Annotated in this window: 22 protein-coding genes; 9 read left to right on the plus strand and 13 right to left on the minus strand. The window is 57.4% G+C overall.

Annotated elements, in window-relative coordinates:
• Window positions 1-93: 93 nt before the first annotated feature.
• Window positions 94-249, plus strand: a complete 156-nt coding sequence (locus G536_RS27620) for a hypothetical protein (protein ID WP_169515087.1) — start codon at window positions 94-96, stop codon at window positions 247-249.
• A gap of 354 nt (window positions 250-603) precedes the next feature.
• Here the strand turns inward: G536_RS27620 and G536_RS0112230 are convergent, their stop codons facing one another.
• The 4 genes from G536_RS0112230 to G536_RS0112245 all read right to left on the minus strand — a co-directional run bounded on the left by G536_RS0112230 (window position 604) and on the right by G536_RS0112245 (window position 4,255).
• On the minus strand, window positions 604-789 hold the full coding sequence (locus G536_RS0112230; RefSeq protein WP_022823884.1) for a hypothetical protein: 186 nt from the start codon (window positions 787-789) through the stop codon (window positions 604-606).
• A gap of 107 nt (window positions 790-896) precedes the next feature.
• Window positions 897-1,439 (minus strand): hypothetical protein, encoded by a 543-nt coding sequence (locus G536_RS0112235; protein ID WP_022823885.1) that lies wholly within the window; start codon window positions 1,437-1,439, stop codon window positions 897-899.
• 26 nt (window positions 1,440-1,465) lie between these two features.
• Complete coding sequence (locus tag G536_RS0112240; RefSeq protein ID WP_022823886.1) at window positions 1,466-3,763, minus strand: GH92 family glycosyl hydrolase; 2,298 nt, start codon at window positions 3,761-3,763, stop codon at window positions 1,466-1,468.
• 75 nt (window positions 3,764-3,838) lie between these two features.
• Complete coding sequence (locus G536_RS0112245) at window positions 3,839-4,255, minus strand: hypothetical protein (RefSeq protein ID WP_157530600.1); 417 nt, start codon at window positions 4,253-4,255, stop codon at window positions 3,839-3,841.
• Window positions 4,256-4,452: 197 nt separating this feature from the next.
• Between G536_RS0112245 and G536_RS0112250 the strand changes: the two genes are divergently transcribed.
• Window positions 4,453-5,037 carry a hypothetical protein gene (locus G536_RS0112250; protein WP_022823888.1) on the plus strand — a complete coding sequence of 195 codons (585 nt, stop codon included), beginning with the start codon at window positions 4,453-4,455 and terminating at the stop codon, window positions 5,035-5,037.
• Window positions 5,038-5,119: 82 nt separating this feature from the next.
• Here the strand turns inward: G536_RS0112250 and G536_RS0112255 are convergent, their stop codons facing one another.
• On the minus strand, window positions 5,120-7,396 hold the full coding sequence (locus tag G536_RS0112255) for a GH92 family glycosyl hydrolase (protein ID WP_022823889.1): 2,277 nt from the start codon (window positions 7,394-7,396) through the stop codon (window positions 5,120-5,122).
• Between the two features lie 242 nt (window positions 7,397-7,638).
• Here G536_RS0112255 and G536_RS0112260 point away from each other — a divergent pair, with 242 nt between their 5' ends.
• Window positions 7,639-11,073, plus strand: a complete 3,435-nt coding sequence (locus G536_RS0112260; protein ID WP_022823890.1) for an AAA family ATPase — start codon at window positions 7,639-7,641, stop codon at window positions 11,071-11,073.
• Between the two features lie 123 nt (window positions 11,074-11,196).
• Here the strand turns inward: G536_RS0112260 and G536_RS0112265 are convergent, their stop codons facing one another.
• Window positions 11,197-12,261 (minus strand): DUF6687 family protein, encoded by a 1,065-nt coding sequence (locus G536_RS0112265; protein ID WP_022823891.1) that lies wholly within the window; start codon window positions 12,259-12,261, stop codon window positions 11,197-11,199.
• A gap of 103 nt (window positions 12,262-12,364) precedes the next feature.
• Window positions 12,365-12,652 carry a hypothetical protein gene (locus tag G536_RS0112270; RefSeq protein ID WP_022823892.1) on the minus strand — a complete coding sequence of 96 codons (288 nt, stop codon included), beginning with the start codon at window positions 12,650-12,652 and terminating at the stop codon, window positions 12,365-12,367.
• Between the two features lie 245 nt (window positions 12,653-12,897).
• Between G536_RS0112270 and G536_RS0112275 the strand changes: the two genes are divergently transcribed.
• The 5 genes from G536_RS0112275 to G536_RS0112295 all read left to right on the plus strand — a co-directional run bounded on the left by G536_RS0112275 (window position 12,898) and on the right by G536_RS0112295 (window position 17,700).
• Entirely contained in the window at window positions 12,898-13,344 is a 447-nt protein-coding gene (locus G536_RS0112275) for a hypothetical protein (protein ID WP_022823893.1), read from the plus strand.
• A gap of 145 nt (window positions 13,345-13,489) precedes the next feature.
• Window positions 13,490-13,798 (plus strand): thioredoxin, encoded by a 309-nt coding sequence (gene trxA, locus G536_RS0112280; RefSeq protein ID WP_022823894.1) that lies wholly within the window; start codon window positions 13,490-13,492, stop codon window positions 13,796-13,798.
• Window positions 13,799-13,904: 106 nt separating this feature from the next.
• On the plus strand, window positions 13,905-16,271 hold the full coding sequence (locus G536_RS0112285; RefSeq protein WP_022823895.1) for a TonB-dependent receptor: 2,367 nt from the start codon (window positions 13,905-13,907) through the stop codon (window positions 16,269-16,271).
• A gap of 75 nt (window positions 16,272-16,346) precedes the next feature.
• Window positions 16,347-17,189: a DUF4249 domain-containing protein gene (locus G536_RS0112290; protein WP_022823896.1), complete on the plus strand. Its 843-nt coding sequence runs from the start codon at window positions 16,347-16,349 to the stop codon at window positions 17,187-17,189.
• A 76-nt stretch (window positions 17,190-17,265) separates the two neighbouring features.
• On the plus strand, window positions 17,266-17,700 hold the full coding sequence (locus G536_RS0112295) for a lipocalin-like domain-containing protein (protein WP_022823897.1): 435 nt from the start codon (window positions 17,266-17,268) through the stop codon (window positions 17,698-17,700).
• 70 nt (window positions 17,701-17,770) lie between these two features.
• Here the strand turns inward: G536_RS0112295 and G536_RS0112300 are convergent, their stop codons facing one another.
• The 3 genes from G536_RS0112300 to G536_RS0112310 form a co-directional block, all read right to left on the minus strand.
• Complete coding sequence (locus G536_RS0112300) at window positions 17,771-18,589, minus strand: purine-nucleoside phosphorylase (RefSeq protein WP_022823898.1); 819 nt, start codon at window positions 18,587-18,589, stop codon at window positions 17,771-17,773.
• A 188-nt stretch (window positions 18,590-18,777) separates the two neighbouring features.
• Window positions 18,778-20,538, minus strand: a complete 1,761-nt coding sequence (gene sppA, locus G536_RS0112305; RefSeq protein ID WP_022823899.1) for a signal peptide peptidase SppA — start codon at window positions 20,536-20,538, stop codon at window positions 18,778-18,780.
• Window positions 20,539-20,879: 341 nt separating this feature from the next.
• Entirely contained in the window at window positions 20,880-22,217 is a 1,338-nt protein-coding gene (locus G536_RS0112310; RefSeq protein WP_022823900.1) for a replication-associated recombination protein A, read from the minus strand.
• 116 nt (window positions 22,218-22,333) lie between these two features.
• Here G536_RS0112310 and G536_RS27625 point away from each other — a divergent pair, with 116 nt between their 5' ends.
• Window positions 22,334-23,263: a DMT family transporter gene (locus tag G536_RS27625; RefSeq protein WP_022823901.1), complete on the plus strand. Its 930-nt coding sequence runs from the start codon at window positions 22,334-22,336 to the stop codon at window positions 23,261-23,263.
• Window positions 23,264-23,379: 116 nt separating this feature from the next.
• Here G536_RS27625 and G536_RS0112320 read toward each other — a convergent pair whose 3' ends face one another.
• The 3 genes from G536_RS0112320 to G536_RS0112330 all read right to left on the minus strand — a co-directional run bounded on the left by G536_RS0112320 (window position 23,380) and on the right by G536_RS0112330 (window position 25,481).
• Window positions 23,380-23,676 (minus strand): hypothetical protein, encoded by a 297-nt coding sequence (locus G536_RS0112320; protein WP_022823902.1) that lies wholly within the window; start codon window positions 23,674-23,676, stop codon window positions 23,380-23,382.
• 488 nt (window positions 23,677-24,164) lie between these two features.
• Entirely contained in the window at window positions 24,165-25,109 is a 945-nt protein-coding gene (locus G536_RS0112325; RefSeq protein WP_022823903.1) for an N-acetylornithine carbamoyltransferase, read from the minus strand.
• 81 nt (window positions 25,110-25,190) lie between these two features.
• On the minus strand, window positions 25,191-25,481 hold the full coding sequence (locus G536_RS0112330; RefSeq protein ID WP_022823904.1) for a GIY-YIG nuclease family protein: 291 nt from the start codon (window positions 25,479-25,481) through the stop codon (window positions 25,191-25,193).
• Window positions 25,482-25,525: the final 44 nt, after the last annotated feature.

Below are 25,525 nucleotides of genomic sequence, written 5' to 3' on the forward strand. Positions count from 1 at the left end.
TTTTCTTTGTCACTCATGGGTATATTTGGTTCAGATAGCCCCAGCGGTACGCTGGGCGGCTTGATTTCAGGTTTATTTGGGAACAGAAAATCCGTGGACACCTCGTCTGAGTCCTACGGCACCGCTCCTCGTTCTGGCGGGTTCAACCGCAAGCTAATGGGCGGCGCCTTGCTGGCAGCCGGTGCGGCCTACCTCTACAACCGCAACAAAAACAAAGGCGCCAGCACCCCCAGCTTTATCAACGAGTAAGCTCACCGGCTGACTCTATTTGGAAACGCCCTTCCTTCGGCTTAGCCAGAGGAAGGGCGTTCTGAATTATAGCGGAGGAAAGGCAGACTCTATGCCGAAACTTCCGCTAAGCTACACGGGCTCGTCCTCGTACTTACTCATGTACCAGTCGTTGGAATACCCGGCAATAAGGCGGCCATTTTGCATGATGATGCTGCACCCGTAGCTGGCTCATTCCGGCTCGAAGTCGATGGCCGCATAGCGGTGGCGCAGTACCGGCTCATCAGGCACCGATAGGCGCACCAAGTTGCTTTTGGCATAGGCTTCATCAGCGTTATAGATGCCAAATTCGCGCTGATTGATTTGTAGGTAGGTTTAGCCTGCTTCGGCCGCCACGCCATAGTCGATTTTCTCGAAGTCGCGCAGGCAGTCTTCCCACAGGTACTGTTTGATGGTAGGCAGCTCGGCCGGGGTCAGGGCCAGGAAGTCGTTGAGGGCCACCACCATCCGGTCGGTAATAACGCGGCCGGAATCGAAGTCAGGCAAGAAGCGTACTTCCACCGGCTACCCGAACAAGGCAGATTCCACGGTCAGCGTGGCCATGTCCAGGTCGTCCTATTGGCAGCGTTGGAGGACATCGGCTTGGGTCATGATTATAAAGTAAGCCATCATTCTATTTCAACTGAACAGCTTTTCCAATAGTGTCCCATTTGGCCTCTGCTATTCATTATTCCTACTGGCAGCTGTTTTTTAGGCACATGTAATACATCAGTGTCAACGGATTTAACAAAATCGGTTAATGCTACCATATCAGGCTCCGAAAACATAAGAATAGCGTAGTCCCAGCAAGAATAGTAAGACAACATCCAGTAAAATTCTTTATCAAGTTTTTCTTCAATAATATATTGATTTAACCATTGATAAGAAGCCACTATCACAGCATGATCAAGCTCATTGATTCCTGTAAATACGGCAGGTTCAGTCAGCATATACCAATTTATAAATACCAAACGCTTCAGCGTTTCTAGCTGGGTGCTAGCATCTTTTGTTTGCTTTAATAGCTCAAGGTATTTTCTGTGCAGAGTAGCATATTGGTTAAATACTCCTGCTTCATCAAGCCATTGCTCCTTGGCTTCCATTGTACCTTTCAGACTTTCCACTACTTCGTAAATCTTTTCCTCTTGAGAGGATAATTCGTCAAGGGTATTCATATACTATACGTTAGCTGTTTAACTTCTCACGGCTTCCCCGCCATTGTAAACACCAACTCCCCACCCTTCACCACATCGGCATACTGCAAAAACGGGCGGGTGAGTTTCTGGCCGTTGAGGCGCACTTCTTTCACGTAAACGTTTTTGTCGCTCTGGTTTTTGACGGTGATGCGGAAGGTGTTGCCATTTTCCAGATTCAGCGTGGCCCCGTGGACGGCGGGGCTGCCGAGGGCGTATTCCGGGGAGCCGGGGGCCACGGGGTAGAAACCCAGCGACGAGAAGATGTACCACGCCGACATCTGCCCGCAGTCATCGTTGCCGCCGAGGCCGTCGGGGGTGGGGCGGTACATCTTGGGCAGAATCATGCGGATGCGGGCCTGGGTTTTGTAGGGCTGACTGGTCCAGTTGTAGAGGTAGGCCACGTGGTGGGCGGGCTCGTTGCCGTGCACGTAGTTGCCGATGATACCGTCGCGGGTGATGTCCTCGGTTTCGGCGAAGAACTTGTCGGGCAGGTGCATGGTGAACAACGAATCCAGGTGGGGCAGAAACTTCTTTTCGCCGCCCATTTTGGCGATGAGCGCCGCCGGGTCTTGGGGCACGTAGAGGCTGTAGTTCCAGGCGTTACCCTCAATGAAGCCTTGGTCGTTGGTGCTCAGCACGTCGAAGCGCGGGCGGAAGCTGCCATCGGCGAGGCGCGGGCGCATGAAGTTGATGCGCTGGTCGTACACGTTCTGCCAGTTCTGGGCGCGCTTGCTAAATTCCGCTTCGATGTCGGTTTTGCCCAATTTCTTGGCCAACTGCGCAATGCACCAATCGTCGTAGGCATATTCTAGCGTTTTGGAAACGGACGCGCCGCTTTTGTCTTCGGGTACGTAGCCGAGCTGCTCGTAGAGGCCGATGCCGTCGTAGCGCTGCTGGTGGGCGGTGGTGACGCAGGCGTCGAGGGCGCGTTGGGCCTGGTCGGCGGGCACCACACCTTTGAGCACGGCATCCACTATTACGGGCACCGAATGGTAGCCAATCATGCACCAGTTTTCGTTGGCGTAGTGGCTCCAGATGGGCAGCATGTGCATGGTGCTCTGGTCGAAGTGGGCCAGCATGGATTGCACCATATCGGCGTTGCGCTTGGGTTGCAGCAGGTTGTAGAGCGGATGCAGGGCGCGGTAGGTGTCCCAGAGCGAAAACGACGTGTAGTTGGTGAAGCCCTCGGCCTTATGAATGTTCTGGTCGAGGCCGCGGTACTGGCCGTCTACGTCCATGTAGGTGGTGGGGCTGAGGGCGGCGTGGTACATGGCCGTGTAGAAATTCTCCTTGTCGGTCCGCTTCGGCGACTCAATCACCACTTTGCTTAGCTCCTGCTGCCACAGTGCTTGCCCCGCGCGTTTCACCGCCTCAAAGTCCCAACCTGGAATTTCCGCCCGCATGTTGCGCAGCGCGCCCTCGGTGCTCACGCCCGACAACGCCATTTTCACCTTCACCTTCTCCCCTGCCGTCGTCTTGAAATCGAAGAACAACCGCAGCTGCTCGCCGGCCAGCTCGGGGAAGTTCTTGGTTTGATCGAAGCGGCCCCAGAAGCCCCGGTACACCTGCTTCTTGGAGAGGTTGCGGCTGCCGTAGCTGGCAAACGGCTTCGAGAAGCTCATGGCGAAGTACTCGGTGCGGGTGCGCGCCCAGCCGTGGGTTTGGCGGTAGCCGGTCACGAGCGTGTCGTTTTCCACCCGCACAAAGGTCCAAACGTTCTTATCGGGGTAGTTGTAGATGCCGGCCGTAAGGTCGAGAATGATGTGCGCCTGCTCGGACTGCGGGAAGGTGTACTGGTGCATTCCCACGCGGTTGGAGGCCGTCAGCTCGGCCAGAATGTTGTGGTCGTCGAGCTTGACGCGGTAGTAGGCTGGCTCCGCTACCTCGTTCTGGTGCGAATACTTCGAGCGGTAGCCTCGCTCCGGCTGGTCGGCGGTGCCGGGGTTCATCTGGAGCGGGCCTGTAGTGGACATCACCAGAAAGTCGCCCAAATCGGAGTGGCCGGTGCCGCTGAAGTGAGTGTGCGAGAAACCGACAATGGTTTTATCGGCGTACTGGTAGCCGGCGCAGTACTCGTACATTTTGGGGTTGTACTTGCCGTTCAGCTCGTAGCTGAGCGTGTCGGTATCGGGCGAGAGTTGCACCATGCCGAAGGGCACCGTGGCCCCCGGATACGTGTGCCCCATCCGGGCCGTACCCACCAGCGGCTTGGCGTATTGCACGAGGTTTTCGGTGGTTTTGGCTTTCTGGGCAAAGGTTGGTACGGCGGCGAAAAGCAGCGCGGCAAGCGGCAGTAGTTTCATCAGCTTCGGGGGTGGCGTTGAAGCTGGCAAGGTAGGAAAGAGCCTCTTTCTATTGTTATCTATTCCTCAGTTGCTTTACCGCTTCACGATAGATTCAATCACTCCAAAGTAAGTCCGCATGAGTGAGCAGGCTCTTGGATCAAGAGGTGTATAAACATTATCCATTCCAGCCTTCGTGCTCGGATGTATCACTACCAATTCCCCACTAGTAAATTTCTTGTCAATGTTACACAACTCTAGTACCCTTATTGTATCATTTTCCGTTGTTTTGACCAAAGTGACGGAGGCAGTTGGCACTAGTCCGCACAGCTCGTTAGTCGTCTTGTGGAAAACAACTTTACCCTTTATATCATCACGACTAACAGGATACTGCCATTTGTCTTGACAACTACTCTGTTGATATTGTCTAGGTAAGTAAATAGCTGCTGACATCTCAGCATTCCAGTTACTGATAATAGCTATTAGCATTGCTGTTCCAATAGTCCGCTTCATACACTCAAGCATTTACAAGGTTTCAGCTATCAGTTTAGCGCGGCAGTAGTTTCAACTTGAGCTTGGAAGCTAGCAAGGTAGGGCTTCTTGGAATTTCCTAAACGCCGGCTTCTCCATAAGTCCCTACTAGCCACCGGCCCATAAGCCCATCGGTAGGCGTGATGCGTATATGGGCTTGTCATCAGCCTACACTACTCATGAAAAAGCTGCTTTCCTCCCTCACTCTTCTGCTCACGGGATGCATCACCTGCCAGGAAGTGGAGCTGCTGCCCGAAGAACGTGCCTGGCTTGGCTCCTATACGGAGGGCCAGCAGGTCGTTTTCCGTAGCAACCGGGGCAATACCAACACGGCCACGGTCATGAAGCCGCAGGAGTGGCATACCAACACTGACTGTAACTGGATGGAGTCAGGCAAGTTTCAGCCCATTTTCTCCCAGATTGTGCTGCGCCCCAGCTCCACTTACAACGACAAGAACCGGGACTTTGTGGTAAACCTGCGCAAAAACAACCCCGAGCGCCCCGCCGATTTGTCCTTCAGCGTGGCGGGCCTGGATTGTCTTACCGCTTCTAAAGAGGGGGAGATTCTTTCCAAACTACAGCGGCAAGCCTGCACCCTCACTACCACCGGCAAGACCTACCCGGCGGCCTACGTTTTTCGGCAGGGCCAGAATGCCACCATCTATGGTGGTGGGCAACTGCAGGCTTTTTTCTGGGATAAGCAGGATGGCCTGATTCGGTATGAGCTAACGAATGGGGAGGTGTTTGATTTGGTGAGCCGCTAGCACCAGCTATTACTTATTTAAAAAGCCTGCTCATCATGATTGATGAGCAGGCTAATTGGACGGTTTATACAGTTGAATCCCGCTACTTCTTGCTCCTTGAAAACGAATACGGCGCATCATCAGTACCAACACCACGGCTGACGTTCGGCTTGTCGGCCATGTCGAAATAGATGGTGGCGCCTTGCAGCAAGGCGGCGTGGCTGAGGTAGTTGCGGGTGTAGGGCTGGCTGTTGAGGCGCAGGGTTTGCACGTAGCGGTTGCTGGCGCTGTTGTTGGGGGCGTTGAGGGATATGGTTTTGCCGTTGGGTAGGTGCAGCGTGGCCTTGGGGAAGAGCGGCGCGCCTAGCACGTACTGGTCAGTGGCGGGGCAGACGGGGTAGAAACCCAGGGCCGAGAATACGTACCAAGCCGAGGTCTGGCCGTTGTCTTCGTCGCCGCAGTAGCCGTCGGGGGTGGGCAGGTAGAGGCGGTTGAGCACTTCGCGGGTCCAGTACTGCGTTTTCCAGGGCTGGCCGGCGTAGGCGTAGAGGTACACCATGTGCTGAATGGGCTGGTTGCCGTGGGCGTAGTTGCCCATGTTGGCAATCTGCATCTCCCGGATTTCGTGAATCACCGAGCCGTAGTACGAGGCATCGAACACCGGGGCCAAAGTAAATACCGTATCCAGAGCCGCCACGAAGGGTTTAGGGCCGCCCATGAGCGTCATCAGCCCGTGTACATCATGAAACACCGACCAAGTGTAGTGCCAGCTGTTGCCTTCGGTGAAGGCATCGCCCCACTTGAATGGGTTGAAGGGCGCCTGAAACGTGCCGTTTTGATTGCGGCCGCGCATCAGGTTGGTTTGCTTGTCGAAGAGGTTGCGGTAGTTCTGGCTGCGCTTGTAGTAGAGCGCCACCTCCTTTTTGGGGCGGCCCAGCGCCTGCCCGAGTTGGGCAATGGCGAAGTCGTCGTAGGCGTATTCGAGGGTGCGGGCGGCGTTTTCGTTGAGCTTCACGTCGTAGGGCACGTAGCCGAGCTTGTTGTAGTAGCTGGCGCCGGCCCGGCCCACAGCTTCCAGGGGGCCTTGCGCGTTGGCGCCTTTCAGCATGGCCTCATACAGCGCGTTGATATCGTAGCCACGCACGCCTTTCAGGTAAGCATCGGCCACCACCGAGGCCGAGTTGTTGCCCACCATCACGTCGCGGTAGCCGGGGCTGGCCCACTCGGGCAGCCATCCACCTTCTTTGTAGGTGTTCACGAGGCCCGCCTGAATCTGGCTGTTCACATCAGGATACACCAAATTCAGGAAGGGAAACAGGCAACGGAACGTGTCCCAGAAACCGGTATCGGTGTACATAAAACCGGGCAGCACCTGCCCGTTGTAAGGCGAGTAGTGAACGGGCTTGCCCTGAGCATCCAGCTCGTAAAACTTGCGCGGAAACAACAACGAGCGGTACAAACACGAATAAAACGTGCGCTGCTGCGCGTCGGTCCCGCCTTCCACCTGCACGCGGCCCAGCTGCTCGTTCCAGGCGGCGCGGCCTTTCTCTTTTACCGTATTGAAATCATCTTGCCCGATTTCACCTAGGTTGCGCTCGGCCTGCTCGGGACTGATGAACGACGAAGCCACACGCACCTGCACCTGCTCGCCCTTACGGGTTTTGAAACCGACCACAGCCCCGGTATGGTTGGCAGTGGCTTCCAGCAACTTACTATCCAGCACCTTGTCCTGGTAGATGGTGGTACTCAGGAAATCATGGTCGAACTCAAGAATGAAGTAGTTTTTGAAGTTCTGCGGTACGCCGCCGCTGTTGCGGGTGGTGTACCCGATGATGCGCCGCTGCTTGGGTAACATCTGCACGTGCGAGCCTTTATCGAGGGCGTCGAGTACCACGTAGGCGCTGTCGGTTTGCGGGAATGTGAAGCGGAAACGAGCGGCGCGTTCGGTAGGCGTCAGTTCGGTGGTTACGTCGTGGTCGGCGAGATAAACGCGGTAGTAGTAGGGCGTAACTTCCTCGGCTTTGTGCGAAAACCAACTGGCCCGTTGTTCCTCCTCGAAGCGCAGCTTGCCGGTGATAGGCATGATACTGAACTGCCCGTAGTCGTTCATCCACGGCGAGGGTTGGTGGGTCTGCTTGAAGCCGTTTAGCTTGTCGGCGGCGTACTGATAGGCCCAGCCGCTGCCCATTTTGCCGGTTTGCGGCAGCCAGAAGTTCATGCCCCAGGGCCGCGCAATGGCCGGGTAGGTGTTACCATTGGAGAGGCTAGGCTTGGAATCGGTGCCCATCAGCGGGTTCACCAGCGCCGCTAGGTCGCGGGGAACCTGGGCGGAGGCGGTGAAGGATAACAGCGTCAGGAGGGCAAGAAGCAGTCGGGACATACAAGTGGCAGTTAGAGAAGCGGCTGCAAGTAAAGCGAAATTCCGGAGCGAGTGGCGCGCAAATCTGTTCCGCGACGAGCAGAGCGGGTATTGGGTGGTGCGCCAACACTTAGGAACTCCCTTTGCTCGTCGCGGAACAGATTTGCGCGCTACTTGCTTAGCATACATACTAGGTACTAGTTGTAGCCTAAGCTCCGACGCTACTTTTTACCTTTGCGCTTTCCTTCCGCTTACTTGCCCGCATGAAAATTCTCCGCGTCCGTTTCTTCAACCTCAACTCCCTGCGCGGCGAGCATACCGTGGATTTCAGCTTAGCCCCGCTCTCGGACGCGGGCTTGTTTGCCATTACCGGCGCCACCGGCGCGGGCAAAACCACCATCCTCGACGCCATTACGCTGGCGCTCTACGGCCAGGTACCGCGCCACGAAACCACCAGCCCCGAGCAGGTGATGAGCCACGGCACTGGGGAGAGTTGGGCCGAAGTGGAGTTTGAAGTGAACGGCCAGCAATACCGTTCAAAATGGGGTCAATACCGTGCCCGTAAGCGCCCCGAGGGCAAGCTCCAAGACCCGCGCATGGAGCTAAGCGAGCGGCAAGTGGCCGACGATGGCGCAGAAACTTGGCCGTTCGTGGAAACCTATAAGTCGAAGGTGCCGCTGCGGGTGGCCGAGTTGAGCGGGCTGGAATATCGGCAGTTTCTGCGCTCGGTGATGCTGGCCCAAGGCGAGTTTACCCGCTTCCTGAAATCGACGGCCGGCGAGCGGGCTCAACTCCTGGAAAAGATTACCGACACCAAAAAGTATTCCGACATCTCGCGGGCGGCCTTCGAGAAAGCCAAGCAGGAGGCGCAGCAAGTGGATGCCTTGCGCACCGGCCTAGCGGGCGTGGTGTTGCTTTCGCCCGAAGAAGTAACGTTTCTGGAAACAGAAATTCAGGACTTACAGCAGCAATTAACCGCCACCAACGCCACTCAGCACAAGCTGCAAGAAGCGCAAACGTGGCTGCGGCACCTCCAGGAGCTGCGCACGCGCCAGCAGGAAAGCCAGGCCCGGCAAGTGCAGCTAGCCGCCCAAACTGCTACCCTCACGCCTCTCCGCCAGCGCCTCGACCTGCACACCCAGGCCGCGCCCTTCGCCACCGATTGGGCTCTGCTCCGGCAAGCCGACCAACACATCAGTCGCCTGCACCAGGAAGTGAGCCAGTTCCGGCAGCAGCTTCCGCGCTTACAGCAGCTCCGCGACACGGCTGCCGCGGCCCGCATTGCCACTCAGCAGGCCCACGAAGCAGCCACCACCGCCCGCCAAGAGCAGGAACCGAAACTACGCGAAGCCGAGCAACTGGATGGCCTCATGCGAGAAGCCGACAAGCTGCTGCAAGCCGCCAAAGAGGAATACGAAGAGAAAAATGAGCTTTGCAAAGCGCTAAAGGCAAAGGCCGAGCAAGCCAGCACCCGCACCCGCGCCCTCCGCGAGCAAGTGCGCGACCTAACCAAGTGGCTGGAGCTGAACGCCCACGTAAGTGAGCTAAGCGAAACCTTGCCCGACCTGTCGGCTAATCTGCAACACTGGGAACACCTGAAGGCCGAGCTGGGCCAGTTGCGCCAGCGCCTGCACGAAGCGCGCCAACGCCAGCAGCAGGCTACTGCAGCCACCAGCCGCCAGCAGCAAGTAGCTGCCGAGGCTGCCCGCCAGCTTCAGGCGCTGGCTACCCGGCAGGCAACGGCGGCCGATGAACGTGCCGGCTGGCTGCAACGGCTCCGCTACCACGTAGGTGGGCTGGTACGCGAGCAGGAAACCCAGCAGCAGCACTGGGACGACCTGCGCCGCAGCCTCCAGATGCAGCAGTTGATTTTGTCGCACACCGATACGCGGCAGCTGCTGGAAGTAGGCCAGCCCTGCCCCGTGTGCGGCGCCACCGAGCACCCGTACGTAGCGGGGGTATTGGGTGTGAGTGAAGATTCGTTTCAGCACGACCGGCAGCGGGAAGAAGAGTTGAGCCAGAAGGTGAGGGCGCTGGGCACCCGCTTCAACCGCCTGAATACCTACGTCACGATGCTGGAAGAGGCCAGCTCTCAGCCCGTTGATACCACCCCTGATACCATTCAGCTGCTACCCGAAGCAGGAGAAAAGGCCGCGGCCGAGGAAGTACGGGCGCTGGTGCAGCACCTGAAGGACTTGCGCGACCAGCACGCCCTGGCCCAGCAGCACCTTGCGCAGGCCAGTAGCCAGCAGGAAGCCGCCGCTCAGCAGCAGCAAGAGTACGCGCAGATGGTAGCGGCGTTTGAGCAAGAGCTAGCCGATGCCGAGGAACGCAGCCCCGCCGCCCGCCAGATGATTCAAAGCCAACTGGAAAACTTCGGGCTGACGTTTACTGAGGAAAACGGCCGGGCCCTGATGGAGCAAGCTCGCCAGCGCATTCTGGAGTTCACCACCAAGCAGCAGGAACGTGCCAAGGCTGAAAATGAGTTGAGCGGCATCAGCGTAACCGCCCACGAAGCCGAGCGCCAGAAAGCCGAGTTGGACATCTGGCTGCGGGCCCGTAAGCAAACCCTAATGGAGCAGCACGCCGCCATTCAGGCGCAACGGCAGCAGCGGCAGCACCTGTTTGCCGGAACCGATGTAGCGAAGGCTCGGCAGCAACTGGAAGACGCGGTACGGCGCACTGAAACCCAGCGGCAACAAGCCGAGCACACGCTTCAGCAACACGAAACGGCCCTGGTGCTGGCGGGCACCCAGCTAACCCAGCGCGAACAGGACGCCGAACAGCAGCAGCAGCTTCGGGAGCAGCAATACGCCAGCCTCACGGCGGCCCTCACCACCGCCGGCCTCGCCCCCGACCCGGCCGCCCTCACGGCCCTGCTCCTCCCCGACTCAGAAGTGCGCCGCCTCGCCGACCAGCTCCAGCGGCACGAGCAGGCGCTGGCCATTACGCAGCAAACCCTCACCGACGTCGCCCAACAGCTTCAGCAGGAACAGGCACGCGCCCTCACCCAAGAGCCCACCGAGTCGATAAATCATCAGCTGGAAGCCAACAACCAGCAGCTTGCCAACCTCAACCAGCAGCTCGGCCAGCGGCAGCAGCGCCTCCACGACCACCGCAGCGGCCAGGAACGCCACGCCGCCTTAGCCGAACAGCTGGTAGCGCAGCAGCAGGAAGCCTACCGCTGGCGCCAGTTGGCCGACGTAATTGGCTCGGCCGACGGCAAGAAGTTCAGCGAATTCGCCCAAGGCCTGACCCTGGCCCGCCTCACCGACCTCGCCAACCGCCACCTGCACCGCCTCACCGACCGGTACCGCATCCTACGCAACCCCGACGAGCACCTCGACCTACTCATCGTGGACGAGTACCAAGGCGGTAGTTCGCGCAGCATGAATTCGTTGTCGGGCGGCGAGAGTTTTCTGGTGAGTTTGGCGCTGGCGCTGGGCTTATCGGAGCTGGCCAGCCGCCGCACCCAGATTGACACGCTCTTCATCGACGAAGGCTTCGGCACCCTCGACCCCGACACGCTGGACGTGGCTCTTTCGGCGCTGGAAATGCTGCAAGGCACCGGCAAAACCATCGGTATCATCTCCCACGTGGAGGCGCTGAAAGAGCGGGTCACCACCCAAATCAACGTCCGCAAAGGCGCTGGCGGCGTCAGCTCGTTGCAGGTTATTGGCTTCGGGGTGGAAGTGTAATAAAGAGAACTGTTAGCTTTTTCCTCCCACCATCTGGCCATCCTGCTTCGGCTGCGCTCAGCAGGACGGCCTCTTTCACGCACTACTTGCATGCCTCAGTACAGCAGCGCGCAGCTTTTCAAGCTAGGTGGTGAGGTCTGTGCCGGCGGCTTTGATTTCCGGCCAAGTCCAGTAGCATTTCGGCGCTATGCCAGCGTATTTCTGCTTGAAAAAAGCTACAACCAATTGTTCCATTTCTTCCGGCAAAATAGTGGAGGCGTGGATAGGGCGTTGGTCGGGGTCGGCGTAGCGCTGGGCTTTGCTGAGGCTCTTGGCATCTAGGCGCAACAGCGGGCCAGTGTCGGTGACACCATCAAAAGTCCAACGGTGCGGGGCTTGTTCTAGGGCATTAAGTTGAACGGCCAGGTCGTTGAGGGGCAGGCGCGGCAGCGTGGGGCGGCTTTCCAGGTCTATCCAAGTGGTGTATTTATACTCGAATTCGTAGCGCTGGCCGCTGTAGATGCTGAGCACTATATCAGAGCCGGCGGTGCTCCCAAATAGCGCGTAGTACGGCAGCGGCTCGGGGGCGCGTACCACGGTTAAGCCAATTTCGGGGTAAGTGGTGCAACTGGCGGCAGTTTGCATGGTTGCCACGGCTTGCTGCACCCGCTCGTACTCCGGCTGCCACACAGCCCGGTCGGTTTCGGGGGTTTCCAGGAGTTGCTGGAAGCGCGGCAGAAACCACTCGAACTTTTCAGCGGAAGCCTCGTCTTCGCGGCGGCGCAGGGCGGGTGCCCCAAACGGCTCATAGAACAGCTCTTTTTCGCGGGCGTTCAGCCAGCATACCAGCCGTAGCGCGTGGTCGGCTAGCGGGTCCTGGAAATCCAGTTCCCGGAAGTCGCCGAGGGTGGCGGCCAGGCGGAGCAGGTGTTCGTGGCGGAGGGCTAGGGCCGGGTTCAGCAAGCTCCACACGCCCACAAAGCCATCTACATCGAAATGGTTGGCCGTAACGGCATCGGCATCTAGGCCAGGTGTTTCGGGGTGATGCAGGGCGCGGAGCACCGAGCCAGCGCTGGTATCATCGCGCAATGCGTCGGGTGTGGCAGCCCCGCGCCAGTGAGCTAGCGTGAGGGCGGCCCCCAAACCTACGCTGTCTACCACAATGGTAGGCTGCTGCCGCAGCTGCTGAAACGGAACAAAGTACCTCAAAAGTGAAATAGGAAAGTGGTGATGTTGCTGTGCCAGCGGCGCAACTCGCGCTAAAGCAGCAAATAGAAAGACAAACTCACTATTTCACTACCCCGTCGGTCCACTATTTTCCGCGCCGGTTGGAAATCCGCTCGACGCGGCTGCGCCGGATCCAATGCAGGTATTTCTGGAGCTTCTCGGCGGTGCGCAGGGCCTCAATGGTGTGGTACTGGCGGGCCAGCTCTTTGTTGTCGAGCAGCAAATGAATGCTGCTGTGGCAGGGCTGGCATAGGTCGGCGGTAGGACCATGCCGGCCGCCTTCCTCACGCGGTATCAGATGGTGGCGCGAGGTATGCTGCACTTCCCGCTCGCACAAAGCACAGCAATTTTCGGTTGCTTTTGTTGCGTCCAAAGCTGAGCTCGGGTCAGGTGAAAAGATGCGGCGACGAGCCATAGATGAATACGGAATGGTCCCCTGAAAAACCCTGGCAATAGGTCGGAGGTTCGCCTTTTACCAACAAAAAAATAACTATCAACGTCGTGAAGTCAGGTGGAAATGCTCCTATATTGGGTTGGTTTCGAATGATATAACAGTAGTAAAGCTGTTTTTTTAACTTTTCCGTCCTTTTGTTGCCTTCTTACTTTATTACCTCACTCATGGGAATTTCTACTCCTGTTTTTTCCTCTCGTATTCTTTCTATTCTGCGGCCGGCCGGGCTAGTGTTGGGCCTGCTCCTGCTGGCTCCGGTAGCCTCGCAGGCCCAAACCTGGATGGTGTCCACTGACGCTTACATGAAGCTGGGAGTAATGGATAAATACGGCTCCTTAGGCACTTACAAAGCTCGTTTCGTAGTAACCAATACGCGCACTAGTAAGACGTACTTCCTAGTGAAAGAGGTACCTACTGGCCAGAATGGCGTTGATGTTATTTTCCCGTCCGAACCGTCGGAACCCGATTATTTCAAGTCCGAAACCGGCGAAGCGGCCCGCGCCCAACCTGGCGCCTACACCTGGGAGTGCCAAGTGAACGGCAAGAAAGCAGTAGGCGGCCGTTTCACGTTTGCCGAAACTGCCAACGACGTAACCGTAGTGGAAAAAAAGTAGCCGCTGTTTACTTTCCTCTCGAAAAGCCTGGTGCTCACGCACCAGGCTTTTTTGTGCCCGACAAACGCCGGGCGGCCAGTTGCGTATCATCTATACCGACGGCGGCGCCTCGGCTGTTCTGCTTCTTACTTCACTCCTTGTTCCAATGCCTAAGAAATCATTTTCCGAACTCATCAATAGCCCCGGCATGCCCGTATTGGTTGATTTTTATGCCGATTGGTGTGGCCCTTGCAAGACGATGGCGCCTATCTTGGAGCAGGTAGCGGCGCAGCACCAAGGCAAGCTCAAAGTCATCAAGATTGACGTGGACCGCAACCAGGCCGTGGCGCAGCAATTCCGGGTGCAGGGCATTCCTACCCTCATTTTGTTTCACAAAGGCCAACCCGTATGGCGGCAGTCGGGTGTGGTACCGGGGACTCAGCTTACACAGGCAGTACAACCTTTTCTAGGGTAAACAGCTCTGCTTAGGAAGGTTGGGTGCCCGCAAACTAATCCGGCGAAGCCCGGCGTTAGCGTGAACGTGGCCTACCTTTGCTACCATTGGCACTTACCCTTCCCGGATGCGCAACACGTTTCTACTGCTTGTTTTTAGCTTTTTTCTGATTATCCCTAGCCTGCCGGCCGCGGCACAGTCGGCCCTCAAGTACACGCTTAGCGGCTACGTACGGGCTGCCAACAACCGGGAAGTGCTGCCTGGTGCCTCAGTTACGGTGCCGGCGCTGGGTGCTGGCGTCACGACGGATGCGGCAGGTTTTTACTCGCTGGACTTACCAGCGGGCAAGTATCAGGTGGTGGTTTCGTTTATCGGCTACCTCAACCAAACGCGGGAGCTGAACCTGACGCGCGACCAGAAGGTGTCGTTTGCGCTGGCCGAATCCAGCAATACCCTGGGCGAAGTGGTGGTGGAAGGCGCGGGCACGCTGGAGCAGAAGCTGCAAACCCCGCAGATGAGCACCGAGCGCCTCACCGCTAAAGAGGCCAAGCTGTTGCCGGCCTTGTTTGGCGAAGTGGACATTCTGAAAACGCTGCAACTTAAGCCCGGCGTGCAAAACGGCGGCGAAGGCACCAGCGGCTTGTTTGTGCGCGGCGGCTCCAGTGACCAGAACTTGGTGCTGGTGGATGATGCTTTGGTGTACAATCCCAGCCACTTGTTCGGGCTGTTTTCGGTGTTCAACCCCGACGCGGTGCAAAGCGTGGACCTCTATAAAGGCGGTTTTCCGGCGCAGTACGGCGGGCGGCTGTCGTCGGTGATTGACGTGAAGCTGCGCGAGGGCAGCAAAGAAAAGATTGGCGTAAGTGGCGGACTGGGGCTGATTTCGTCGCGCCTTACGGTGGAAGGGCCCCTTGTGAAAGACAAAGAAGGAGGGCCGGCCAAAGGCTCGTTTATCTTGTCGGGGCGCCGAACCTACTTCGATGTATTTACGCGCCAAATCAACAAGCTCAACGACGACGACCCCGATTATAACCCCATTCCGGACTATTACTTCTACGATTTCAACGCCAAAGCCAACTACACCCTCGGCCCCAAAGACCAGATTTTTCTGAGTGGTTATTACGGGCGTGACGCCTTTAAATTTGGTTCGCAGGGTGGCTTCGATTTCAGCTTCACCTGGGGCAACACGGTGGGCGCGGCGCGCTGGAGCCACGTGTTCAACAAGCGGCTGTTTCTTAACACCACCGTATCGGCCACCGATTACCAGTACGCGGTAACCAACAAGCTCGACCAGTTCAGCTTCAACCTGGGCTCCAACATCCGCGACTATTCCATCCGCACCGACCTGGATTACACGCCCAACACCAAACACACTCTACGGTTTGGCGCTCAGGCTACCACGCACCGCTTCGGGGTAGGCCGCCTGCAAGCCGGCGCTTCCGATGGCCGCTTCAACATCGGCTCGGACATAGAGTACCGGGGCCAGGACGCCGCCCTGTACGCCTCCGACAACTTCAAGCCCTCCGACAAGTGGCAGCTGGAATACGGCCTGCGCCTGACGGGTTTCCAGAGCGGTTCCAACACCTACGGCGGCCTAGAGCCACGCGGCGCGGCCCGCTACTCACTCACGCCCAAAACCTCGCTTAAGGCCAGCTACGCCCTCATGTACCAGTACGTGCACCTCGTCACGAACTCCGGCGCCACCTTGCCTACTGACATCTGGTACCCCTCTCGGTTGTCGGTGAAGCCGCAACGCTCGCAACAGGTAGCTACCGGCGTTAGCTTTCTACTCGGTGATGGTAAGTACCTGCTCAGCAACGAGGTGTACTACAAGTGGAGCCAGAATCAGGTGGATTTCAAGGACGGCGCGCAGCTGTTCGTGAACCCCGACCTAGACTCGGAATTTCTGTTCGGCAAAGGCTGGGCGTACGGCAACGAAATCTACTTGGAAAAGAAAACCGGCCGCACTACCGGCTGGATTGGCTACACACTGGCCTGGAGCAAACGGCGGTTTCCACCCCAACGCGAAACCAGCGGCATCAACAACGGCGCCGAGTTTTACCCCAACTACGACCGGCGCCACAACCTGACGGTGGTAGTGCTGCACCAACTCACTGAGCGCCTCAACCTAACCGGCTCGTTTGTGTTCACCTCCGGCAACCCCACCACCTTGCCCGCGGGCCGCTTTGCGGTGCAGGACGTTTTCGGGGGCGAGTTGGAGGCCGTGCCCGTTTACCCTGACCGGAACTCCTACCGCATGGCCGCCTACAACCGCCTGGATTTGGGGCTGGTCTGGAAGCTGAAACCCAACCGCTGGTTCAACGAGTCGGATTTGACTTTCAGCATCTACAACGCCTACAACCGCCGCAACCCCTATTTCGTGTATTTCGATCAGGTGCGGGCCGATGATGATGCCCCCGTAACGGGCTTCCGCGCCCGGCAGGTATCGTTGTTTCCAGTTATTCCAGCCGTCACCTACAACTTCAAATTCTAAACGCGGATTTCACAGACTAACCGAATCTCACAAATTTTGGGGTTTCAGCTGGCTAGCGTTTTGCTTGTTGCTTTTATGCTTGATTCATTGAAAAACCGTTTGCTTTCCCTGCGCTGCGCTTGGCTGCTGGCTTTGGCGCCGCTAGCTGGCTGTGATTTGCAGAAGGATATTGACGTGGACATTCCGGTACTGCCGGCACAGCTGGTGGTGGAGTGCTACCTCGAAAATGGCCAGCTGCCGCGCCTCACCGTGACGGAAACCGTGCCATACCTGGCCACTCCCGAGCCAGTAGTACCTACCGACGTAACCGTGCGGCTCACGCTACCCGATGGCCGGGTGCAAACCCTCACTTACTTCCCGGCCATTGACCCTACCACCGGCAAAGGGTTCACCCACATTGGCTTACGGACGCTGGTAGCCCGGCCCGGCGACACGTTCAAGCTGGAGGTGACTGATACCAAGGGCCGCCGCGTAACGGGCACTGCCACCATGCCCAGCCGCGTGCCTATCGATTCCCTAGAATACGAGTTCAACAATTTACCCGTGGGGCAGCGAGAGGCATACGTGCTAACCAACTACAAAGACCCCGTTGGCCTCGGCGACTATTACCGCCTCCAGATTCACCGCGACAGTATCGGCCCCGACCCAGAAATCGACTACGACGTGGACGACCGGCTAACTGACGGCCAGCGCCTCTCGCTCGGCACCAGCTACCAGTTCGACCCCGGCGATACGCTACTGGTTTCGTTCTACCACCTCGACCGGCCTTACTACCTGTTCCGGCAATCGGTGAATGACGCGCGCAACGCCAACGGCAACCCGTTTTCGCAGCCCTCGGCCATCAAAAGCACCGTGGAAGGTGGCATCGGCGTGTTTACTGTGCTCAGCTACGACCGAAAGCGGCTGATTATTAAGTAGCGAATTGCGGGATACTTGCAACGTTCCAGCCGGGCGCTGTCTCCCTCTGTTACTTTCTACTTCTATCTTTTCGCTAATGTTTACTCTACGTGCACAATTCTCAGTTTTTCTACTTGTTTTCGCCTTTTGGGGGCTGGCACTCAGTAGCTGCCAAACCGATGACGACGACCCCGCTCCTTCTGTCAGTAGCCAGTATCTGACCGTCGGCTCGTGGCGGCTCGATGCTATTCAGGAAGCCGGCCAGACCGTCAGCAGTGGCAGCGGTATCAAAGACCGGCATAGTTTCACTTTCCGCCCCGATGGTACTTACACCCAAACCTTTCTAGATGATGGGGAGACGTTTGACGGTTCCTGGATGCTAATGGGCAGCAACACTATACTGCATTTCACCGACCATAAAGGCGACGACCACCAATATATTCTGGTTAGCCTAACGGCCACTGAGCTACGCTATAATTGGGTAAACAAGGATAACGTTGTAGAAGAATACGTCTTCTCAGCCCAACCATAAGGAGTATATTCAACAACAAAAAAGGCTACTGCTTCTTGCAGTGGCCTTTTTTTATGGGAAGTAAACAGACTTATTGCTTTTCTATCACCGCTCGCAACAGTGCCGTGAGGCGGGGCTCGGCATCAGCGGCCACGCGCAGGATGTCGGCAATGGCTACGCGCTTGAGTTTGCCGGGGGAGCAGAGGTCGGTGATAACGCTGATGGCTAGTACCGGCAGCCCCATATGCACGGCGGCAATAACCTCGGGCACGGTGCTCATGCCCACCGCGTCGGCTCCGATGGTGCGTAGGTAACGGTATTCAGCGGGCGTTTCGAGCATGGGGCCGGGCAAGCTGGCGTACACGCCACGCCGCACTTTATCAGCGAAGCCGAGGCTGCGGGCCGCTTCTTCGGCCTGCCGGAGCAGCGTGGTATCGTAGGGCTCCAGCATGTCGGGGAAGCGCGGGCCCAGCTCATCGAGGTTCTTGCCCACCAGCGGGTTGGTGGGTTGCAAGTTGATGTGGTCTTCAAGTAGCATCAAGTCCGAGTACTCGTAGTCGGGGTTGAGGCCGCCAGCTGCATTGCTCACAAACAGCTTCTGAATGCCGAGCAGCTTCATCACGCGCACCGGCAGCACCACTTGCTCCATGGTGTAGCCCTCGTAGTAGTGGAAGCGGCCTTGCATCACGAGCACCTTGCGCCCACCTAGCTCCGCGGCCAGCAAGTTGCCGGAGTGGCTTTCCACCGTCGAAACCGGGAAGTTGGGAATCTCGGCGTACGGGAACGTGTGGTGAATCGTCAAATCCTTCACCAGCGCCCCCAGCCCGGTACCGAGGATGATGCCGAACTCAGGCGTGAAATCAGAAAGGCGTTGGCGCAGGTAATCGGCAGCTTCGTGAAGGTGGTGCATGAAGTGGTTTTCGAGAGGATTTAATCTAAAAAGCTAGTTCCCCTCCTTCTTTCAAGGAGGGGTGCCCGAAGGGCGGGGTGGTTAGCTACAACTAGAAGACTAAATCTAAAAAGTTGTTCAACGAGTTTACCACCCCGCCCTCCGGGCACCCCTCCTTAAAAAAAGGAGGGGAACTGACTTGTAATAACTTACTGAATGTTCAGTTCGAACGGCATGCGCATTTGGGCGCCTTTCATCTCCGAGAGCTTCTTGTACTGCTGATACACGGGATACATCGGGCCCATTTCTTCGCGTACCATGCGCATTTTCGCTTCCTCACCGAAGCCACTGAAGATGGACTCGGCGAAGGTGCGCTGGCGCGGCAGCTTCTGAATGCGGTATTCGCCTTCCTTAAGCTTGGCGCGGCGGGCAGCAATGCGCAGGGCATCGTCAAACGAGCCTAACACGTCCACGAGGCCACGGGCTTTGGCCTCAGAGCCCGACCATACCCGGCCGGAAGCGTAACCGCGCAGCTTCTCCACCGGCATGTGGCGACCCTGGGCGGCTTTGCTGGTGAAGTCGGCGTAGATGCGGTTGATTTCGTCCTGGAACTGGGCTTTCTCGAACGGCGTGAGGGCGCGGGTGACAGTTGGGAAGTCCGAAAACTTGCCCGTGGTTACGCGGTCCGTGGTGATGCCGAGCTTGTCGCGCAGCAGCGGCTCGATGTTGGGCAATACGCCAAATACGCCAATGCTGCCAGTAATGGTGTTCGGGTGGGCCACAATCGTGTCGCAGCCCATGGCAATGAAGTAGCCGCCGCTGGCCGCCACATCCGACATCGAGCACACAATTGGCTTCACTTTCTTGGTCAAGAGCACCTCGCGGTAGATAATGTCCGAAGCCAGCGACGAGCCGCCTGGTGAGTTTACGCGCAGCACTACGGCCTTCACCTTATCGTCGAGGCGGGCCTTGCGGATAGCTTCCGCGAACTTGGTGCTGCCGATGTTGTCGTCGGAGCCTTTGCCGGTTACGATGTCGCCATCGGCGTAGATGACGGCAATGCGGTTACCGCTGGTGCTGCCTTCCTCTTCGTCGGTTTGGCTGTAGTCGCTCAAACTCACGAGGCTCAGCTTATCATCTTTCTCTACGCCCAGCTTGCCTTTCATGTAGTCGAGGGCTTGGTCGTAGTAGCCGAGGTGCGTCACGAGGCCGAGGCGCTTGGCATCGTCGGCGTTGTGCACCAGCATGGAATCGGAAATAACCTTGAGCCGGGCCGGGGAAATCTTGCGGGCTTCGGCTACGTGGCCGATGGTGAAGTCGTTGATGGAGTTCAGGAACGAGGTGGTCTGGAGGCGAGCCGAATCCGACATGTTCTCCCGGAAAAACGGCTCTACGGCACTCTTAAACGAACCCACGCGGAAAATCTGGGGCTCGATACCGGCCTTGGCAAACAGGTTTTTGTAGTACATCGTCTCCGAGCTCAGGCCGTTGAATTCCAGCGTGCCCTGCGGATTGAGGTAGATGCGGTTGGCTAGCGAGGTCAGGTAGTAGCTCTTTTCGGAAGCGGCATCGGCATACGCCACAATGAACTTGCCCGACTTCTTGAAGTCCAGCAGCGCGTCGCGCACTTCTTCCAGCGAAGCCATGCCGCCTTGCACCAGCTCCACGTTCAGGAAGATGCCCTTGATATCGGCGTCGGTTTTGGCGCGCCGGATGGTGGCTTTCAGCTGGTCGAGCCCGATGTCATCGGCCTGGTTGCTGAACATGGCCCCGAAGGAATTGCGGCTTTCCCGCTCGGCAATGGGCTTGTCGAGTTTGAGTTCCAGCACTGAGTCACTGGCTACGGTTACTTCCTTGCTATCGGAAGAAGCCAGCGCCGCTATAAACACCACTAACACGACGATGCCCAACACCGCGAAAAGGGCTAGCCCGGTAATGGTGGCCAGCACGTACTTAAAAAATTGTCTCATTGAATATGGGAGTGAACAGATTGGTAGCGAAAGACACCGTAGCAGACAGTGTTGGTTGCGTTTTGATTTAAAACAACGAACAGCAGGCAAGTTATTCATTCAGGCTGCCGTAAGTACTGCACTTGTAAAAAAGCCTTTCCTACTAGAACTTGTGAATAGTGGAGAGTACTACAACAACCCATAACTCCACAGGCCGTCCGTCATGCAGAGCGCAGCGAAGCATCTCGCGTGCTGACGTCAGATTACTAACCTAGCATCAGCACGCGAGATGCTTCGCTGCGCTCTGCATGACGGCCTTTATTAGCTACTTCCATTCTCCTACTCAAAGTCTAGAACAGACTCTAATACCCGTACTTCTCGCCCCACAGTTGGCGCAGGCGGTCCTGGATTTTGGTTTCGGCGGGGTTGTGGCCGGGGTGGTAGAAGGTGGTGCCGCTGAGGGCATCGGGCATGAATTCCTGGTAGGCGAAGTTGCCGGGGTAGTCGTGCGAGTATTGGTACTGGCCGCCGTAACCGAGGTCTTTCATGAGCTTGGTGGGGGCGTTGCGCAACGGTATCGGCACCGGCTGCACGCCCTGCTGCCGCACCAGCGCCCGCGCCTCCCGGATGGCTTTGTAACTGGCATTGCTCTTGGGTGAGGTGGCGAGGTACACGACGGTCTGGCCCAGAATAATGTCGCCCTCGGGCATGCCAATGACCGTCACAGCCTGGAAGCAGCTTTGGGCCAGCATCAGGGCGTTGGGGTTGGCCATGCCCACGTCTTCGGAGGCCAGAATCAGCAGGCGGCGCGCAATGAACTTGGGGTCTTCGCCGCCTTCCAGCATCACGGCCAGGTAGTACAGCGCCGCATTGGGGTCAGAACCGCGGATGCTCTTGATGAAGGCCGAAATGACGTCGTAATGCATTTCGCCGCCTTTGTCGTAGCGCGCGAGGTGCTGCTGGGCCAGTTGCTGCACGCCTTCGTCAGTGATGATGATTTCGCCGGTTTCCAAGTCGGGCCGGCTGGATTCCACCACGATTTCCAGCAGGTTGAGCAGTTTGCGCGCATCCCCACCCGAAATGGTAAGCAACGCACCGTACTCCTGCACGCGCACGTTTTTCTGGCGCAGCTGCTCGTCTTCGGTTAGGGCTTTATCCACCAGTTCCGTCAGCACTTCCTTGCTGAGTGGTTCCAGCACGTACACCTGCGCCCGGCTCAGCACGGCCGGAATCACCTCAAACGACGGATTCTCGGTAGTAGCCCCAATCAGCGTGACGATACCCTGCTCCACGGCACCCAGCAGCGCGTCTTGCTGGCTCTTGCTGAAGCGGTGAATTTCATCAATAAACAGGATGGTACCGCGCTGCTTTTTGGCCCGCTCAATCACCTCGCGCACGTCTTTCACGCCGGCATTGATGGCGCTCAACGCCACAAACGGCTTATGCAGTTCCTCAGCCAGCAAATGCGCCAGCGTGGTTTTGCCTACGCCCGGTGGGCCCCACAGAATCAGGCTGGGCAAGCGGCCGGCGTTGAGGTAGCGCCGCAGCACGCCTTCGGGGCCGATGAGGTGCTGCTGCCCGGCGTACTCCTCCAAGGTGCGCGGCCGGCGCCGCTCGGCCAGCGGGGCGTTATCGGCGGCCTTAGGGCGCAGGTTGGAAGCGGGAGTGGGTTCAGAATCGAAAAGGGAGCCGGTAGACATAAGGAACAGAAGTAGCGCGAACCCGCTGGTTCGCTGGTGATGCGGCGCCAAACAAGCGGCGCTAACGCCTACACGAAGCGCGAACCACAAAGTTCGCGCTAGTACCTTTGCAGGCAATGAAAAATTCCGTCAAGGTCCACGCGGCCTTATTTGTGGTGTCCCTGATTTACGCCGCTAACTATAGCATTTCCAAAGATGTAATGCCGCGCTACATGGGTCCGTTTGGGCTGGTGCTGCTGCGCGTTGTGGGCGCTACGCTGTTCTTTACCATCCTGAGCCGCCTGGTAGCGCCCCACGACCGTATCATCGGCCGCGCCGACAACCTGCGGGCTATAGCGTGCGGGGTGCTGGGCATCGGGCTGAATCAGCTGTTGTTTTTCTCGGGCCTCAACCTGACCACGCCCATCAACGCTTCGCTCATCCAAACCATTACGCCCGTCGTGACGGTGCTGGCGTCGGTGGTACTGCTGGGCGAGCGGCTGACGGTGCCGCGGGTGCTGGGGCTGGGCATAGCGGGCATGGGAGCCGCGCTGATTATTCTGGGCCGGACGCCAGGCGCCGAGGGGCAAAACGTGGTGCTGGGCAACTTGTTTATTCTGCTCAATGCCACGGCTTTCGGGCTCTATCTGGTGCTAGTAATGCCGCTGATGCGCACCTACCAGCCGTTTACGGTGCTAGCCCGCATCTTTCAGGTGGGGCTGGTGCTGGCCGTACCCGCCGGCTGGCAGCAAGTCAGCACTCCTGATTACGCCAGTTTTCCGCCTAGCATTTGGGCGGCCATCGTGTTCATGGTAGTGTGCGTGACCATTATGGCGTATCTGCTCAACAACTGGGCGCTGAAGTACGCCTCCCCTGCCCTACTTGGCGCCTACATCTATCTGCAACCGGCGCTGGCCGTGGGCATTGCAGTGGCGCTGGGCAAAGACAGCCTCACTACCACCAAGGCCGTGCAGGCGCTCCTCATTTTCGGGGGCGTGTTTCTGATGAGCCGCAAACCCCGCAAAGCCACACCCGCCGTGCTTCCTCTAGAGCCTGCGCAGAAGTAGCCGCCGATTAGCTCACTGTTCACCTTCGGCAAACACCCGATACCACCAAAAAAGCCCGGCTGCCATCAAGGCAACCGGGCTTTTCGTTGCATGGCGCTAGTGCACCATTTGCAGACCTAGTATGGGCTGGCTTTTACTTTCGACTTCTTCTTTTTGTCTTTCACCTTCACGTCGGTATCCGCCGGAATAGTTGTGGCTGGCGTGGCGGTGGTGGTAGATTGGGTCTCGACGGTAGTGGTGGTAGGAGGCGTGGTGGTCGTCGTCGAGTTGATAGTTCCCGTGGCAGGCTGGGTCTGCGTGGTCGTGCTCTGCTGAGGCTCCGTGGTGGTCGTCGTCGTGGTGTTGGTGGTTTGTGCGTTAGCAGCAGAAACACCCGTTACAAACACAGCGGCGAGAACAAGTAGCTTTTTCATGAACTGGGGTTTTGGTGAACTATTCAAATTTGGCTGACCAGCCAAATCGAGTAGCCTTAAACGCCGCTTACCCAGTAAGGTTCAGTTTGCCCGAATCATGTACTTTGTTTCCTAGTCTTTCAGCTTGCCTTAAACAGCCTCTTTTCAGGTTATTCATAGTTAGCAGTTTGCCCTTGAACAAGGGCGAGGCGGTTAGCCTTCCACGTATTTCTACGTGGTTTTAAAGTCACGTAGAAATACGCTAGACAGCCAGCCGCAGGCTCCCTTCCTTTGTAATGTCGTTCAAGCAGCCGGTCACCCACTGGGCCCGGTTCACTTATCCTTATTACATACCGTTTCTAGGCTCTATCTAGTAAATATTTATTATAATATTTTCCATTATGACAGTAGAGAAACGGCTCTGGATATTCCAGAGCCGTTCCTATTTACAGCATAGCCTACTGCCACCTTCTCCGCCCTTTGCATACCCAAGCGGCAGCATCTTTATGCTACTTCAGCAGTTCGTGCAATACGGTTTGCATGGAAAACACTCGGTTGCCAGCCTCCTGAATTACCAACGAGTTCGGTGAATCCAGAATGGCATCCGATACCTCCACGTTGCGGCGCACCGGCAGGCAGTGCAGAAACTTCGCGTCGTGGGTGTTGGTCATGTGCTCGGGCGTGAGCATCCAGCTTGGGTCGTTGCTGATAACCTGGCCGTAGTCCTGGTAGCTGCTCCAGTTCTTGGCCTGCACGAAGTCGGCACCTTCCAAGGCTTTCTTCTGGTCGTACTCGATGCGGGCACCCTTCGTGAACTTGGGGTCCAGTTCGTAGCCTTCGGGGTGGGTAATCACGAAGTCCACCCAATCCACTTCCGAAAACCAATCGGCAAAGGAGTTGGGCACGCACTGGGGTAGGGCGCGCACGTGCGGGGCCCAGGTCAGCACCACCTTCACCCGCTCCTTTTGCTTGTGCTCCGCTACGGTAATCAGGTCGGCAAACGACTGCAACGGGTGCAGCGTGGCGCTTTCCAGGCTTACTACAGGCACGGTGGCGTACTTCAGAATCTTGTTGAAAACCTCCTCGCTGTAGTCGGCCTCCCGGTCCTTGAGCGTGGGGAAGGTGCGCACGCCCAGCACGTCGCAGTATTGGCTCATCACGGCAATGGCCTCCTTGATGTGCTCTTGCGTGCCGCCGTTCATCACCGCGCCATCGGCCATTTCCAAGGTCCAGGAGTCAGCGCCGGCATTGAGTACCCAGGCTTGTGCGCCCAGGTTATAAGCCGCCTTCACCGAGCTGAGCCGGGTGCGCAGGCTGGGGTTGAAGAAAATCAGCCCAACGGTTTTGTTGCGCCCGATGTGCTGGTAGCCAAACGGATTCGCCTTGATTTCCAGCGCTTGCTGCAACAGCGCTTTATAGTCGCCCGCATCGGCGAAAGAGGTGAAGTTTTTCATTGTAAGGTGTTAAGTAGGCTAGGCCCAAAGCTAAAAGAACGTCATGCTGAGCGCAGTCGAAGCATCTCTACCGCTTCGTTGCTAGCCAGCCCACGTTTCTAAATCAATAGTTTTCCAATTGGGGTTGAAGGCTGTAATTAACGCATCCTTCTTACTACGCGTCCAGCCTTTCAACTGCTTTTCCCGAGCTATAGCCTGCATAGCATCCGGACAAAGCTCAAAGTAGACCAGCAAATCTGTCTGATACCGGCCAGTGAATTTACCTGCATTACCCCGGCCGCTGCTGTGCTCATAAAGTCGGCGCCTTAAATCGTTAGTAACGCCGGTATACAAAACAGTTTTGGTCGGATTGGTTAGAATATAGATGTACATGCGGCTACTATACGAAGAAAAATAGAACGTCATGCTGAGCTTGT

This window comes from Hymenobacter norwichensis DSM 15439 (assembly GCF_000420705.1).
In the GTDB taxonomy this organism is placed as follows: domain Bacteria; phylum Bacteroidota; class Bacteroidia; order Cytophagales; family Hymenobacteraceae; genus Hymenobacter; species Hymenobacter norwichensis.

What these genes read in the sequence shown, in the direction of transcription:
- G536_RS0112325 (WP_022823903.1), bottom strand. Translation starts at nt 25,109, where the DNA reads ATGAAAAACTTCACCTCTTTCGCCGATGCGGGCGACTATAAAGCGCTG.
- G536_RS0112300 (WP_022823898.1), bottom strand. Translation starts at nt 18,589, where the DNA reads ATGCACCACCTTCACGAAGCTGCCGATTACCTGCGCCAACGCCTTTCT.
- G536_RS0112295 (WP_022823897.1), top strand. Translation starts at nt 17,266, where the DNA reads ATGTTTACTCTACGTGCACAATTCTCAGTTTTTCTACTTGTTTTCGCC.
- G536_RS0112255 (WP_022823889.1), bottom strand. Translation starts at nt 7,396, where the DNA reads ATGTCCCGACTGCTTCTTGCCCTCCTGACGCTGTTATCCTTCACCGCC.
- G536_RS0112240 (WP_022823886.1), bottom strand. Translation starts at nt 3,763, where the DNA reads ATGAAACTACTGCCGCTTGCCGCGCTGCTTTTCGCCGCCGTACCAACC.
- G536_RS27625 (WP_022823901.1), top strand. Translation starts at nt 22,334, where the DNA reads ATGAAAAATTCCGTCAAGGTCCACGCGGCCTTATTTGTGGTGTCCCTG.
- G536_RS0112310 (WP_022823900.1), bottom strand. Translation starts at nt 22,217, where the DNA reads ATGTCTACCGGCTCCCTTTTCGATTCTGAACCCACTCCCGCTTCCAAC.
- G536_RS0112245 (WP_157530600.1), bottom strand. Translation starts at nt 4,255, where the DNA reads ATGAAGCGGACTATTGGAACAGCAATGCTAATAGCTATTATCAGTAAC.
- G536_RS0112285 (WP_022823895.1), top strand. Translation starts at nt 13,905, where the DNA reads ATGCGCAACACGTTTCTACTGCTTGTTTTTAGCTTTTTTCTGATTATC.
- trxA (WP_022823894.1), top strand. Translation starts at nt 13,490, where the DNA reads ATGCCTAAGAAATCATTTTCCGAACTCATCAATAGCCCCGGCATGCCC.
- G536_RS0112275 (WP_022823893.1), top strand. Translation starts at nt 12,898, where the DNA reads ATGGGAATTTCTACTCCTGTTTTTTCCTCTCGTATTCTTTCTATTCTG.
- G536_RS0112250 (WP_022823888.1), top strand. Translation starts at nt 4,453, where the DNA reads ATGAAAAAGCTGCTTTCCTCCCTCACTCTTCTGCTCACGGGATGCATC.
- G536_RS0112290 (WP_022823896.1), top strand. Translation starts at nt 16,347, where the DNA reads ATGCTTGATTCATTGAAAAACCGTTTGCTTTCCCTGCGCTGCGCTTGG.
- G536_RS0112260 (WP_022823890.1), top strand. Translation starts at nt 7,639, where the DNA reads ATGAAAATTCTCCGCGTCCGTTTCTTCAACCTCAACTCCCTGCGCGGC.
- G536_RS0112320 (WP_022823902.1), bottom strand. Translation starts at nt 23,676, where the DNA reads ATGAAAAAGCTACTTGTTCTCGCCGCTGTGTTTGTAACGGGTGTTTCT.
- G536_RS0112330 (WP_022823904.1), bottom strand. Translation starts at nt 25,481, where the DNA reads ATGTACATCTATATTCTAACCAATCCGACCAAAACTGTTTTGTATACC.
- G536_RS0112235 (WP_022823885.1), bottom strand. Translation starts at nt 1,439, where the DNA reads ATGAATACCCTTGACGAATTATCCTCTCAAGAGGAAAAGATTTACGAA.
- sppA (WP_022823899.1), bottom strand. Translation starts at nt 20,538, where the DNA reads ATGAGACAATTTTTTAAGTACGTGCTGGCCACCATTACCGGGCTAGCC.